A 12,711-nucleotide genomic window follows, 5' to 3' on the forward strand; every position below is an offset into this window, starting at 1 on the left:
AAGGGATGGAGGAGCCGCATGAGCACCAATCCGTTCGATGACGAGGACGGCCGGTTCCATGTGCTGGTCAACGACGAGGACCAGCACTCGCTCTGGCCCGCGTTCGCCGAGATCCCCGCCGGCTGGCGCACGGTCTTCGGTCCGGCCGGACGGGCGGAGAGCCTGGCGTATGTGGAGGAGAACTGGACCGATATGCGTCCCCGAAGCCTCCAGCAGGCCATGGACGCGTGAGACCGACGGGGGAACGACGCCCACAACACCTTGGAGGGACTCATCGCGAGAGCCGTAGGGACTACGCGTAAGCGCCGAACTGGGGGTGGAGTTACCTGTGGGAGCTCGGAGCGACGTCATCTTCGTCCGGTGGCCCGTGCAAATGGACCTGAGGAGCCGATGTCGTAGGGAAGGAGTACCGCGATTACTCGTCGTCGAGGGAGGTGCGCAGCCGCCGGTGAGCATTGACCCGGTCGAGGACTGGGTCCGGCCACCGATCTCCCGCGACGACCTGGAGGCTCGGGTCAGAGCCTTACAGAACCGGTTCAACAGTCGTAGGATACCGACCCTCGACTCGGCAGGAAATCTGAGATTCGGCCGTCACTCGATCACCATCTCCACCACCCAGACCGAGCTCATGAAGCTGCTCATCGAGCGTTTCGACGAAGTGGTGTACCGCAATGAGTTCGTGCACTGTCTGGCCTCGCGGATGCCGACGCTGACCAGGAACTCGCTCGACCTGCACATCATGCGGCTCCGCCGCCGGCTCCTGCCGATCGATCTGTCGATCCGGACCGTGTGGGGTCGGGGGTACATGCTGGAGAAGGCGCAGGCCTGAAGGGAACAGTCCGAGGGCGGGGTCAGTGCTGGATGGCGCTGAAGACCGCCGAGGCGTGCATGGCCTCGGCGGCGGCGGCACCCGCCGCGGCCGCCGAGGTGAACGACTGCTTCCACCGGGAGGCCACGTCCCCGGCCGCGTACAGGCCCGGGATGTTGGTGCACTGCGTGTCGTCGACGCTCAGGAACCCGCAGTCGTCGACGGTCAGTTTCAGCTCCTCGACGGCCTGTGCGATGACGGGTTGCTGCCGCTGTTCCGGCGTCCACACCAGGGTGTCGCGCTCCAGGGTGCGGCCGTCGTCGAACTCGACCGCGTACAGCGATCCGTCGTGGTGGTGCAGGCGGCGGATCGTGCCCGCGACGATGTCGCCGCCCAAGCCGCGCGCGGTCGTGCGGGCTTCGTCGAGGCCGGGCATCGATTCGGGGCAGATGACGACGGTGTCCTTGCTCCACGCGCGCATCGCCACCGCCGACAGGGCGGCGAGCTGGGCGTTGTCCGTGACATGGCCCCAGCGGCGGCCGGCGTTCTCCTCGCCGAGGCAGAACGGGCAGTGGATGACGGTGCGGCCCCAGCAGGCGCGGAACCCGTCCACGTCGGCCGGGTGGACGTCGATGACACCGGTGGCGAACAGGACGGTCGAGGCCTCCAGGGTGTCCCCGTTGCCGAGGGCGACGCGGAACCGGCCGTCGTCCGCGGTGCGTACGCCGTCGACATCGGCCTCCAGGATGTCGGTGGTCGCGTACCGGGAGAGTTCCCGGAAGGCGCGGGACCGGATCTCGGCGGGAGGGACACCGTCCAGACCGATGTGCCCGTGCACGCCGCTCGACAGGTGGTTGCGCGGTGCCTGCCGGCTGTCCACGAGGACCACGGGGTGGCGGTATCTGCTCAGGGCGAGCGCCGCGGTGAGCCCGGCGGGGCCGGCTCCCACGATGACGGTTTCGTTGCCGGAGTTCGAAGCCATGGGTCGGTACCTTCCGAGTCCGCTGTCGCAGGGAGTCCGCTATCGCAGGGAGGAGCTTTCCTGCACCCAGTGGAAGCCGCGGCCGATGAGGGGGAACCGCCGGAGATCCAGCCGGTGCAGCCGTACCCGCACATGGGCGCCGTCGACGTCGCCGTCCAGCGTCAGCTGGTCGTCCGCGGGGCGCTCCACCGACACGGTCGCCTTCCACTCCGGGTCGGTCATCTTGAGCAGCGTCAGCGACGTGCCGTCCGGGGCGTGGGCCGCGAGACAGGTGTCGAGCGAGTCGTCCATGCGCTGGATGCCGACGAGGTCGCCGGAGTCGAACATGACGTGCCGCCACCGTTGCGGGTCGGTGGTCAGCGGCAGGCGCGGCTCGCCGTCGACCGAGAACTCGTCGACGTGCCAGATGCCGTACAGCGCGGGCTTCTCCCGTCCGCCGCCGAACTTCTTCCAGAATCCCCAGTTGTTGCGCAGCTGCGCGCCCAGCAGCCAGAGTCCCGCGGCGACCTGCGCGGCCTCGGCGATCCGGTTCGCTCGCTCGTTGTGCAGCAGCCGGGGCCGGGGAGCGAGAGGGACCTCTTGGTCCGCCAGGAGGGACCGGGCGAGGCGGGCGGACTCCGGTGCCAGCAGTACGAGGCTCAGCAGAAGCAGATGGAACGAGTGGAGCTTCACCGGGACGTCGAAGGTCATGTTCAGGATGAACACCTGGGCCAGCTCCAACGCCGACAGCAGCGCGCCCAGCGACGCCGTCCTCGGCTGGAGCAGCAGCAGACCCCCGGAGATCTCGGCGCAGCCGAGCAGGATCTGATACACCGTCGAGTAGCCCGACTGGGCCCACAGCAGATCCATCGGACTGAGGTTTCCGAGCGGCTCGACGAGCCGGGAGAGCGGCGTCTGGAACTGCAACGGGATGGTTTTGGCGGCACCGTAGTAGAACATCTGCCCGGCCAGACACAGCCGGACGGCCAGCTCGATCCATGGCCGCGCCGCGTCGTAGCCCGTCTGGCGCCGGTCCAGCGCGGACCACACGGAGGTGACCGCGGCGGCGGCCCCCAGCCAGCAGGCCTGCCCCACCCACGCGTACCGGTTGTCGCCGCCCTCGAAGCGATCGTCCACCTCGGTGCGGAACACCCGCGAGGCCACCCAGGAGCGCACTGGCCGTATGCCCCAGACCTTCGACCACGCGTCGACCGCGGCCCGTCGATGGCCCAGCCCGCCCCCCAGGAGGGACGGCACGATCTGGGAATTCGTCAGGCAGTAGAGCCCGGAGTAGACGAGGCCGAACCGGGAGGTCTCACGGGCGAACCGGGAGGCACCGAGCGCGAACTGCGAAACAGTCGGGGCGAGGCGGGAGGCGTCGCGGGCGAACTGTGAGGCTTCGGCGGCGAATCGGGATACTCCCTGGGTCAACTGGGCGGCATCATCGGCCGAGTGCGAGGCCGCGTCCTGGGCGATCCCCCTCGCACGAGGCGATCGCCCCGCCCCGCCGACCCGCGGGCCGACTCGCGGACCGGCCCGCCTGGCGGCCCGGTTGGGCCGCGGCGCGGGCGCGAGCAGCGTCCGTATCCAGGTGCCTGCTGTGGGTAGCTTCATGATTCGTTGCCTTCGCGCTCGCCGTATTCGCGATGGAGGAATTCACGCAGGGATTGGGTGCGGCCCGCCGCCTCCCGCGGATCGGCAACCGGCTCAGTCATACGACCATGGTCGTGCCGTCCGCGGTGTGGTCCGGGGTGTCTTGCGAACCTCTGTCATCACGGAACACGAACGACCCCGCGCGCCAACCTGTCGGCGGGCTGAGCACAGCAAGGGGGCCGCCGCCAGGCCCGCGTCCTACAGACCGGCGTTCTTCAGGGCCAGCGCCAGGTCCGCGTCGGCGAGGCCGACACATCCTTGAGGGTGTTGGTTCGCCAACTGCTCCAGCCTCACCGGGTTCTTCCGCAGGGCCTCGGTCGCCCTCGCGTGCAGTGTGGCATTGACCAGGTAGGGCTTTTCCGAACCGGCGGGTGCCGGGTACGGCTCCGACGACACCTCGGCCATGGCGGAGATCTTCCTTTCCGGGGCCGCGAAGTAGATCCACAGCCGGTCACCGGCTCGCATGTCCTTGAGCTTTCGGCCCAGCCACCAGTGCCCCGGGCCGTCGGCTTCGCGGGCCAGCCGCGACACCCGCGCGGGAGTCGACGGCCCCCCTTCCACGGTGTTCAGCTCCGGGTCCAGGACGTACAGCCAGTCCCGGCCCGCCCCGGGAACACGGTAAATCGCTCGGCCTCCGGCGCCAGGCTTGCGCTCCAGGACCTTGTCTCGGTTCAGGCCTCGCAGCAGCGACCGCGCACCCTTGTCATCCGTCTCGAAGCCGTACCTCTCCAGCGTCTCGATGACACGGGCCGCGTCCCACTCGCCCCCCTCGGTGGTGATGGCGCTCTCCACGATCTCCGAACGAGTAAGAGGCGTACGGCTCTTGGGGCGACCATGCTTCTCCAGAAGCTTGTACAGCTTCGACGGCGACATGCCCGCCGCCACTCCGAGGTTGACGCGGCTTGCGTCGGCATCCAGCTGGTCTGCCCGCACGATGGCCAGCTCTCGCCACTCCTCCAGGTGCTGGATCAGCCGACTGGCGCGCGCGATGTCCCGCAGCAGCTCCATGAGTTTCGTGTCGGCCGGCGGTTCTGCCCCTCGCTCCCCGCGTACCGCCGCCACCAGCGCCCGGGCGAGCGCATCGGAGTGCTCGACGGCATGTTCCCGTTCCCCGTTGTCCCCGTACGTCGCCTCGAGTCGTGTCGCCATGATGTCTCCTTGTCTCTGAAGTGGAGACGAGGCTACACGCCTCGAAGATGTGGGCCAACTCCCGCAGATGAAAGCCATGTCTGATCGCCGAGCCGATCGCGGCTGTCGCTCTGACCCTGACTGCTGCCGGTTACCAGGCCAGCCCGGCAAGGCGTGGTCAACTGTCATGTGTCCTTCCCGCCGGGGCCGTCGCTCTGTAGCATGATCGCCGTAATCGATCACGGGATGCCCGACCCGCATCCCGAGTGAAACGGGGATCATCAAGTGAAGAAGCTCCTGAGCACCGCCGTGGTCGCGGTCGCCGCCACCCTCGCCGCTGCTCCAGTGGCCAACGCCGCTCCTCCCATCAAACTCGTCGCCGGCCCCTTCTCGACCAAGGCGAAGTGCGACGTCGTCCAGAAGGGCAGCTACCCCGGCCCGGACTTCAAGTGCCTGTACTTCAAGGCCTCCCCGGACGGTGAAATGACGAAGGGCTGGTACATCCGCGAGTACTGATCCGGCCGGTGGCAGGGGGCCGACGACTGGTGTCGTCGGCCCCCTGTTCCGCGTTCGCGGCGGCAGAATCAGCGCCGTCCGACGCGCGTCAAGCCGCCTTCAAGCGTTCCACCGGCCGCACCCGAAGCGCCCGCCATGCGGGCACGACCGCGGCCGGTAGGGCGACGGCCGTGCACGCGGCGGTCAAGGCGGCCAGGGTTGTCCACGGGACCACGATCGTGGTCCCAACGCCCAGGAGGGCCAAGGCCGTCGCGACGCCGGCGAGGTTGACGGCCGCCACCGCGGTACCCAGGAGCGCGCCGGTGGTGACGACGAGCAGCGTCTCCGCGGCGACCACGGTCAGCACCAGGCCCTTCGTGGCACCGGCCAGCCGCAGCACGGCGAGGTCGCGCACTCGGTCGGTGGTGGACATCACCAAGGTGTTGGCCAGCACCAACATGCCGTACAGAAGGGCAATACCCAGGACGAGGATGAAGCCGGCGCGGGTCGCGCGGCTGGTTCGGGGGTGGGTGTCGGTGAGCCACTGCTCAGCGGTGCGGATCCGGAGCGCGGACGCCGTGGCACCCTTCCGCTCCGCTCCCGGCTCCTCGGTCCGGCCGTGTGCCGCGGGCGGCCCGTCGGCCACCGCTGCCCGCAGCGCCGCTCCCGTGACGCCGCGCACCTCCAGCCGGTCCGCGGTTGCGCCGGGGGCGTTGGCCGGGGTGACGTACACACCGTTGTCGCCCGTGCCGGTGCGCAGGACGGCGGCGATACGCAGGTCGGTGTGCGTACCGTCCGCGCGCCATACCGGGACCGTGGTGCCGACGCCGTGGTGCAGCCACTCCTCGGTGACGACGATGCTCCGGTCGTCCAGGTCCCCGACGCGCCCGGCGGTCACCGGCAGCGCGGTGAGCGCGGTCAGCGCGTGTGGGTCGACCGCCCGGGCCTCCCAGGCGATCCGCTGATCGCTGTCCTCCGTGGACTCCACGACCGTCGGCGCGCTCACCAGGGCCCGTGCGCCCGCGAGTTGCCGCACCCGCTCGACGTCGGTCGCCCGCACCGGGCCCGTCACCACCCACTCCGCCCGCGTCCGCGCCGCGGCCTCCCGCGCCTTCGCCGCGCCGACGGTCTGCGCGGTGCCCAGCAGCGATCCGGCGAGCGCCACCGCGAGCAGCACCGGCGCGGCGAGCGCACCCGTGCGCCGTACCGACCCCGCGGCGCTGCCCCGCACCACCCGTCCCGCCCAGCCGGGCAGCGCCCGCCCGGCGAGGCGGCTCAGCGGCCCGACGGTCACCGGGGCGAGCAGTGCGACAGCGGTGACCAGCAGCATCGGCTGCACGGTGTAGGTCTTGCGGTGCAGCAACTCACCGGGATCGGTTGCGAGTCGCCAGCCCAGCAGCACGATCGCCGTGGCCAGCAGCGTCCCGGCAGCGGCCCAGCGGCCCGGCGTCATGACCCGCTCGTCCACCTCCGCCTCGCGCAGCGCCTCCGTGGGCGCGACCCGGCCCGCGCGGCAGGCCGCGGCGGCCACTCCCGTGAGGGCCACGGTCAGCCCGGTCCAGAAGGCGACGTGGTACGGCCAGGCGGCGCTGCCCGCCGTCAGCGCCTCCGGCGCGAGCCGCTGGGAGACCAGCCGGCGCACCACGTCCGGCGCCGCGTAGCCGCCCAGCGCGCATCCCGCACCGGACGCCGCCACGCCCAGCACCGCGGCCTCCCCCAGCACCATCCGGCGAACCTGCGCCCGGCTCGCCCCGGCCAGCCGCAACAGGCCCAGTTCGCGACGCCGCTGCGCCACGGCATACGAGAAGGTCGAGGCGACGACGAACACCGACACAAAACCGGTGACCCCCGCGGCGGTGCCGAGCAGGGCGACGACGGTGGTCAGCTCCTCACTCGCGGGCAGCCCCGCGGCGCCGGAGAGGACACGGCACATGACGGTGATGAGGGCGGTGCCGAGCGCGAGCGCGAGGAAGCTGCCGGTGAGCGTGGCCCAACGAGCCGCCACGGAGCGCCGGATGACCTTCAGCATGCGGATGGGGTTCATGCCTCCCATCCCAGCGAGGGCGCCGACCCGGCACACACCCACCAGACCCCGGGCGAAGGTAGGGCTGGGCCTACCGTCAGCGGCCCGCCCCCGCTCTACGGTGGAGCGCATGCGTCCCTCCGCGCAGCCGGCCCGCACCGCCCGCGCCCTTGCCTACCTGGCCGCCGGCCTCCCCCTGGGTGCCGCCGCGCTCCTCGCCCTCCTGCTGCTCACCGCCTCCGGCGCCGCCCTGGCACCTGTGCTCGTCGGCGTGCCACTGCTGGCGCTCGCCGCCCTCACCGGCATCCCGGTCGCCGCCGCCGAACGACAGCGGATGCGGCTGCTGGACGTACCGCCACCGCCGACCCAGCACACCGCGCCGGACCGCCCGGGGCTGTGGCCGTGGGCGCGGCACCGCTTCACCGAGGGCGCCACATGGCGCGAGTTGGGGTACGCGGTCCTGCTGGCCACCACACTGTGGCCCCTGGAGGCCGCCGCCCTCACGCTGCTGGTGGCGCTACCGGGTGCGCTCATCGCCACCCCACCGCTGCTCGCCATGGACGGCTCCGAGGTGAAGGTCCTCAAGCTGTGGTCGGTCACCGGGCAGCCCGTCGCGTTCGCCTGCGCCGCGGCCGGATGCGCTCTGCTGCTGCTCGCCTCCCATCCGCTGCGGGCACTGGCCGCCGCCCGTGCCCGGCTCATCCGCGTTCTGCTCGCCCCCGAGATCCGCGAGGTCACGGTTCGCGAGCTGACACGCTCCCGGGCCCGGCTGGTCGACGCCTTCGAAGCCGAGCGCCGCCGTATCGAACGCGACCTGCACGACGGCGCTCAGCAGCGCCTGGTCTCCCTGTCGATGACGCTGGGCCTGGCCCGCCTCGACATCGAACCCGGCACCCCGCTGCACGCCCAACTCACCCGCGCCCACGCCGAGGCGCAGGCAGCCCTGGCCGAACTCCGTGACCTGGTACAGGGCATCCATCCGCAGGTGCTCACCGACTATGGCCTGCCCGCCGCGCTCGCCGACGCCGCCGACCGCTGCCCCGTCCCGGCGACAGCCGACACCCAGAGCCTGCCTCGCTTCCCTGAAGCCGTCGAATCCGCCGCCTACTTCGTGGTCCGCGAGGCCCTCGCCAACGCGGCCAAGCACAGCGGCGCGGCGCGGGTGGGCATCAGCGCCCGGTACGACGACGGCAGGCTGACGCTCACCGTGAACGATGACGGCCGCGGCGGGGCCGACCCCTCCGCGGGCACAGGACTGACCGGGCTCGCCGACCGGCTGTCCGTCCTCACTGGCACACTGGCGCTGACCAGCCCGCCCGGCGGGCCCACCGTCCTGCGAGCGGAGATCCCGTGCCGTCCCTGCGCGTAGTCCTCGCCGAAGACAGCGTCCTGCTGCGCGAGGGACTCATCGCCCTGCTCCAGCGCTTCGGCCACGAGACGGTCGCCGCGGTCGGCGACGCGCAAGCGCTCACCGCCGCGGTGGCGGAACACCGGCCCGACATCGTGGTGACCGATGTGCGCATGCCGCCCGGCTACGGCGACGAGGGCCTGCGCGCTGCGCTCGCCCTGCGCGAGTCGTACCCCGGCCTTCCGGTGCTGGTGCTCAGCCAGTACGTACAACGCGCCTACGCCGCCGAGCTGCTGGAGTCCGGGGACGGCTCGGGTGTCGGCTACCTGCTGAAGGACCGCATCGGGGAGGTGGAAGAGTTCGCGGCGTCCGTCGAGCGGGTGGCGGCAGGGCGGCCGGCCGTGGACTCCGAGGTCGTACGGCAGCTGCTGCGCCGCCACCGCGATCCGCTCCAGCGGCTCACGCCGCGCGAACGGGAGGTACTGGCGCTCATCGCGACAGGACGGTCGAACGCGGCCATTGCCCGCGAACTTGTCGTCACGGAGGCGGCGGTGGGCAAGCACATCGGCAACATCCTGGCCAAGCTGGACCTGCCTCCCGCGGAGGAGACCCACCGTCGGGTGCTGGCCGTCCTGGCGTTCCTCAGATCATGAGCACGTGCGCCGCGCCGTTTGTCCGAGCCGCGTCGCGTGCGCGGCCGGGCTTCGCCTCGTACGGCTGTTCGCCGCTGGGAGGGTAATTTTTTGCGAGAAGTTCTACCCCCGGCAGCCTGTTGGGCCCAATCTTCATGACCATGAAAACAATCCGAACAGCAGCGAGAGCGGTACTGGCGCTGCTGGTCTTCGTACTGGCCTTTGGCCTGGCCTTTGGCGCGCAGCCCGCGTCGGCCCATGTGTCGCGGCAGCATGCCGAACTCATCGTCTCCACCAACAAGAACGTCACCAGCGGGCGGCTGATCGTTCACAAGGATGTGGTGTCCCCCGAGAAGGCGGGCGCGTGGGCGTCGCACCTTCTTGACGCATCCTGCCCGACCAGCGCCTCCGGAGTCGCGGGCGACAGTGGCGGCGTCCCCGGCGGTGTGGTGGTCGAGCTGGCATGGAGCTGCCATGTCGACAAGCTCGACCTGACCTCGATGCTGAAGGACGGCGGACTGACGCAGGCCGTCGTGGAGTTCGACGGCACCACGGTCGATGCTACCGCGGCCACCCCCGTGGTCGACGCGTCGGGCGCCCATGAGGTGCCCGCGGGCTCGGCCTTTCCCTGGCGCCCCGTGGTGTTGCTCATAGGTCTCGCCGTGGTGGCTCTATCGGCCCTCCGATGGGCGCTCCGGCTCGGCGCGCGGTACCGGCGTCGGCACCAGCCGCAGGCGCACAGCCCCCGGCGTCGCCGCAAGCAGCTGGTCGCGGCCGGGACGGCGCTGGTGGCGGGGATGGTGTCCAGTGTGACCGCCGGTGCCTCGTTCGCCGCCGAGCCGACCGACGGTCGGGTGGCCGTTGAGGGCACCGTCTTCAAGGACGCCAACCACAACGGCGTACGTGACCCGGGCGAGGACCCCATGCCCGGTGTTGATGTCACCGACGGCGAGGTCTGGACGACGACCGGCGCCGACGGCTCGTACACTCTGCGGATCGACCCGAACCGCCGGGAGACCGATCTCATCAACATCGTCTCCCCGAACGGCTATACGCCCGCGCTGCGCAAGGACTACGTCCCGCAGTTCTTCCAGAAGGTGCCCGACAGCGGTCCGCGCACCGGCATCGACTTCGCCCTGGTGCCGGACAAGCGCGCCGCCGACCCCACCGAGAAGTGGCTGATGGACTCCGACGGCGAGGTGTCCAACACCTCGGACGCGGCCGCGCGCAGCACCCTCCCGGAGTGGACCGGCCAGGTCGACGCGATGTCCGAGGTCGACGGAGCGTCGATGGTGATCACGACAGGTGATCTGTCGGTTACCGACTACGCCGCGGAGCCTCGTCGGCAAGGTGGCTACGACCTGCTGCGCAAGGGGCTGACCGACGGTCGGCTCGGTATGCCCTTCTACCCGACGATCGGCAACCATGACTTCGGTGGCACCGCCACCTCCCAGGGCTATGGCGGCAGTATGGAGTACTGGCGCAGGAACATGGGCCCGGAGTGGTACAGCTTCGACCGCAACGGCCGCCATATCGTTGTCCTCGAGGACAACTACGACTCCAGTGGTCTGAAGCCGCAGCTGGAGTGGTTGCGTGAGGACCTCAAGCGCCACGCCGTGGGCAAGCAGGTGCTCGTGTTCGCGCACCGGTCCCTGTTCACCGTGTGGGGACCCGGCGCCGGTATGCAGCCGACCGTCGACGAGCTGGCCAAGTACGACGTGCGGATGTTCGCCGCGGGCCACAACCAGCAGGCCGAGTACCGCCGTGGCGCCTTCCGCCGCTCGGTGGAGGTCAACAACCAGGGCAAGTACGGCATCGACGGAGCCCACCCGGACTACAAGATCCTTGACTTCAAGGACATCACCGACAACCCGCGCACCCAGCGCAATGAAGACACCGGCTACATCAAGGGCACACACCGGCAGTTCGACATCGATGACGATGCCGCGCTGGTCAGCCCCGCGGCGGACAGTGTCCACCCCGCCGGTGCCCCCATCCCGGTCGAGCTGTACGCCGAGGACGACGGCCGCACCCCGGCCACCGCGACCCTCACCGTCCGCGACGGACGTGGCCGCGCGGTACGGCAGGAGAAGGGGCTGAAGTTCGGCGCGGGCAACCACCCGACGGGCATCGAGAACTGCTACACGGCGCCCGGTGGCGAGCGGGAGCCCTGTCCGGACGCCCGTATCTCCTGGACCCGGGTCAGCGACCGTATCCAGGACCTGACCCCGGGAACGTACACGGCGCAGATGACCGCCGTGGACACCAAGGGCAAGGCATGGCCCACCATCAAGAACACTTTCCAGGTGGTGCCCGACGGCCAGCTGGCCAAGCCCCGGAGCGGCCAGGACTGGACCCGTCAGGGCCGCGACGAGGCGGGGCGCTCCGCGAGCTCGGACAATCCGGGCACCAAGCTCGACCTGCGGTGGGCCGCCAGTACCGGTGAGCAGTTCAACCTCAACGGATCGGTTGTCGCCGACGGCAAGGTCATCGTCAGCTCCCGGGCGTTCGACTCCCCGTACAGCATGATGCTCTCCTACGACCTCGCCTCCGGCCGTGAGGTCTGGCGCACCTATCTGGACGGCGACGCCGAATCGGCGCCCACCCTCCACGACGGCAAGGTCTACCTGACCACCGCTGTCGGCCGGATCTATGCTCTCGACGCCAAGGACGGCCATGTCGTCTGGCAGACGATCGAGGACGAGCAGCAGCACGGCGACACCGTGCGCCGCCACGGGCGGGCCGGTGGTCCGGTCAGTGTCTTCGGCCTGACGGGCGACAACCGCAAGGTCGCGGTCTACCAGAACTGGAACAAGATCCGGTGCCGTGACGCCGCCAGCGGAGAGCTGCTCGGTGGCTTCAACGGAGCGACCAGCTGGGGGCAGTTCCACAGCACGGCGGTCCGCAAGCCCGGCACCAACACCGCCTACCTGCACACCGACTCCAGCAACACACTGGTCGCGATGGACCTCGCGAGCTGCACACAGCTGTGGGCCCAGAACACCGACGGCGGTATCGACAGCCACTCCTCCCCGGCCCTCACCGACCCCGACAACGGGGAGCCGCAGGTGGTGACAAGGACCACCAGCGGTGCCCGTGGGCACAACCCGCAGACCGGTGAGGTCCTGTGGAAGACCCCGGCGAACGACGCCTCGAACTGCGAGCCCGGCCGCGCTCCGCTGACGAGCCCCGCCGTCTGGGGCAGCGTCGCCTACATCGCCAACCGTGATGGTGTCATCCGCGCCTACGACACCAGCGCGGCCGACCCGGCCAAGCCGCTGTGGGAGACCCCCGTCGGCTATCTGCCCGGGGAGAGCCCCATGGACGACAAGTGGCGGGTGGCCGTCGGCTGCACCGGCGCGGGGCCCGGTTCCCCCACGATGCACGCCCTGGTGACCAAGGACCGGCTCTACGCGGGCACCTGGGACGGACGAGTGGTCGTCCTGGACCGCGCGACCGGCAAGCGGCTGACCGAGTACAACCTCGGCGGCGGTGTGGCTTCGGCGCTGTCCGTCAGCGGTGACTGGGTGATCGCCCTCACCGACGACGGGACGATCCACGCCCTGGCGGCCCGGCGCGACCGCCGCGGCTGACAGCCACCCGGTTACACCCCTCCCGCCCTGCGGGCCGGCTCCCCCTCCAGGGGAGGCGGCCCGCAGGGCA

At 70.7% G+C, this 12,711-nt stretch carries 10 protein-coding genes; 6 read left to right on the plus strand and 4 right to left on the minus strand.

All coding sequences use genetic code 11. From position 1 onward, the window contains the following. The first annotated feature begins 18 nt into the window (after positions 1 to 18). Together JK363_RS14785 and JK363_RS43800 are read left to right on the plus strand one after the other, a co-directional pair. Entirely contained in the window at positions 19 to 231 is a 213-nt protein-coding gene (locus tag JK363_RS14785; protein ID WP_201875326.1) for an MbtH family protein, read from the plus strand. Between the two features lie 217 nt (positions 232 to 448). Next, on the plus strand, positions 449 to 829 hold the full coding sequence (locus JK363_RS43800) for a winged helix-turn-helix domain-containing protein (RefSeq protein WP_201875327.1): 381 nt from the start codon (positions 449 to 451) through the stop codon (positions 827 to 829). 22 nt (positions 830 to 851) lie between these two features. Here the strand turns inward: JK363_RS43800 and JK363_RS14795 are convergent, their stop codons facing one another. From JK363_RS14795 to JK363_RS14805, 3 genes are all read right to left on the minus strand, one after another. After that, positions 852 to 1,790: an NAD(P)/FAD-dependent oxidoreductase gene (locus tag JK363_RS14795; RefSeq protein WP_201875328.1), complete on the minus strand. Its 939-nt coding sequence runs from the start codon at positions 1,788 to 1,790 to the stop codon at positions 852 to 854. Between the two features lie 39 nt (positions 1,791 to 1,829). Next, complete coding sequence (locus tag JK363_RS14800; protein WP_201875329.1) at positions 1,830 to 3,383, minus strand: DoxX family protein; 1,554 nt, start codon at positions 3,381 to 3,383, stop codon at positions 1,830 to 1,832. A 237-nt stretch (positions 3,384 to 3,620) separates the two neighbouring features. After that, on the minus strand, positions 3,621 to 4,571 hold the full coding sequence (locus JK363_RS14805; protein ID WP_201875330.1) for an EVE domain-containing protein: 951 nt from the start codon (positions 4,569 to 4,571) through the stop codon (positions 3,621 to 3,623). A 264-nt stretch (positions 4,572 to 4,835) separates the two neighbouring features. On the opposite strand from JK363_RS14805, the gene JK363_RS14810 reads away from it, so the two are divergent. Continuing rightward, positions 4,836 to 5,066 (plus strand): hypothetical protein, encoded by a 231-nt coding sequence (locus JK363_RS14810; RefSeq protein ID WP_201875331.1) that lies wholly within the window; start codon positions 4,836 to 4,838, stop codon positions 5,064 to 5,066. An 88-nt stretch (positions 5,067 to 5,154) separates the two neighbouring features. Here the strand turns inward: JK363_RS14810 and JK363_RS14815 are convergent, their stop codons facing one another. Continuing rightward, positions 5,155 to 7,089, minus strand: a complete 1,935-nt coding sequence (locus JK363_RS14815) for an FtsX-like permease family protein (RefSeq protein WP_201875332.1) — start codon at positions 7,087 to 7,089, stop codon at positions 5,155 to 5,157. Between the two features lie 109 nt (positions 7,090 to 7,198). On the opposite strand from JK363_RS14815, the gene JK363_RS14820 reads away from it, so the two are divergent. From JK363_RS14820 to JK363_RS14830, 3 genes are all read left to right on the plus strand, one after another. After that, the gene (locus JK363_RS14820; RefSeq protein WP_201875333.1) at positions 7,199 to 8,437 is read left to right on the plus strand and encodes a sensor histidine kinase; all 1,239 of its coding nucleotides are present in this window, start codon (positions 7,199 to 7,201) and stop codon (positions 8,435 to 8,437) included. Beyond that, a complete protein-coding gene (locus JK363_RS14825) occupies positions 8,419 to 9,069 on the plus strand; it encodes a response regulator (RefSeq protein WP_201875334.1) in 651 nt (216 codons plus the stop codon). Before JK363_RS14820 ends, JK363_RS14825 begins: the two co-directional genes overlap by 19 nt. 140 nt (positions 9,070 to 9,209) lie before the next feature. Then, complete coding sequence (locus tag JK363_RS14830) at positions 9,210 to 12,641, plus strand: outer membrane protein assembly factor BamB family protein (protein ID WP_201875335.1); 3,432 nt, start codon at positions 9,210 to 9,212, stop codon at positions 12,639 to 12,641. Positions 12,642 to 12,711: the final 70 nt, after the last annotated feature.

The sequence above is a fragment of the Streptomyces coffeae genome (assembly GCF_016741875.1).
GTDB classification, from domain to species: Bacteria; Actinomycetota; Actinomycetes; order Streptomycetales; family Streptomycetaceae; genus Streptomyces; species Streptomyces coffeae.

Coding starts and splice junctions, on each gene's coding strand:
- JK363_RS14785 (WP_201875326.1), top strand. CDS start 19: ATGAGCACCAATCCGTTCGATGACGAGGACGGCCGGTTCCATGTGCTG.
- JK363_RS14795 (WP_201875328.1), bottom strand. CDS start 1,790: ATGGCTTCGAACTCCGGCAACGAAACCGTCATCGTGGGAGCCGGCCCC.
- JK363_RS14800 (WP_201875329.1), bottom strand. CDS start 3,383: ATGAAGCTACCCACAGCAGGCACCTGGATACGGACGCTGCTCGCGCCC.
- JK363_RS14805 (WP_201875330.1), bottom strand. CDS start 4,571: ATGGCGACACGACTCGAGGCGACGTACGGGGACAACGGGGAACGGGAA.
- JK363_RS14815 (WP_201875332.1), bottom strand. CDS start 7,089: ATGAACCCCATCCGCATGCTGAAGGTCATCCGGCGCTCCGTGGCGGCT.
- JK363_RS14820 (WP_201875333.1), top strand. CDS start 7,199: ATGCGTCCCTCCGCGCAGCCGGCCCGCACCGCCCGCGCCCTTGCCTAC.
- JK363_RS14830 (WP_201875335.1), top strand. CDS start 9,210: ATGAAAACAATCCGAACAGCAGCGAGAGCGGTACTGGCGCTGCTGGTC.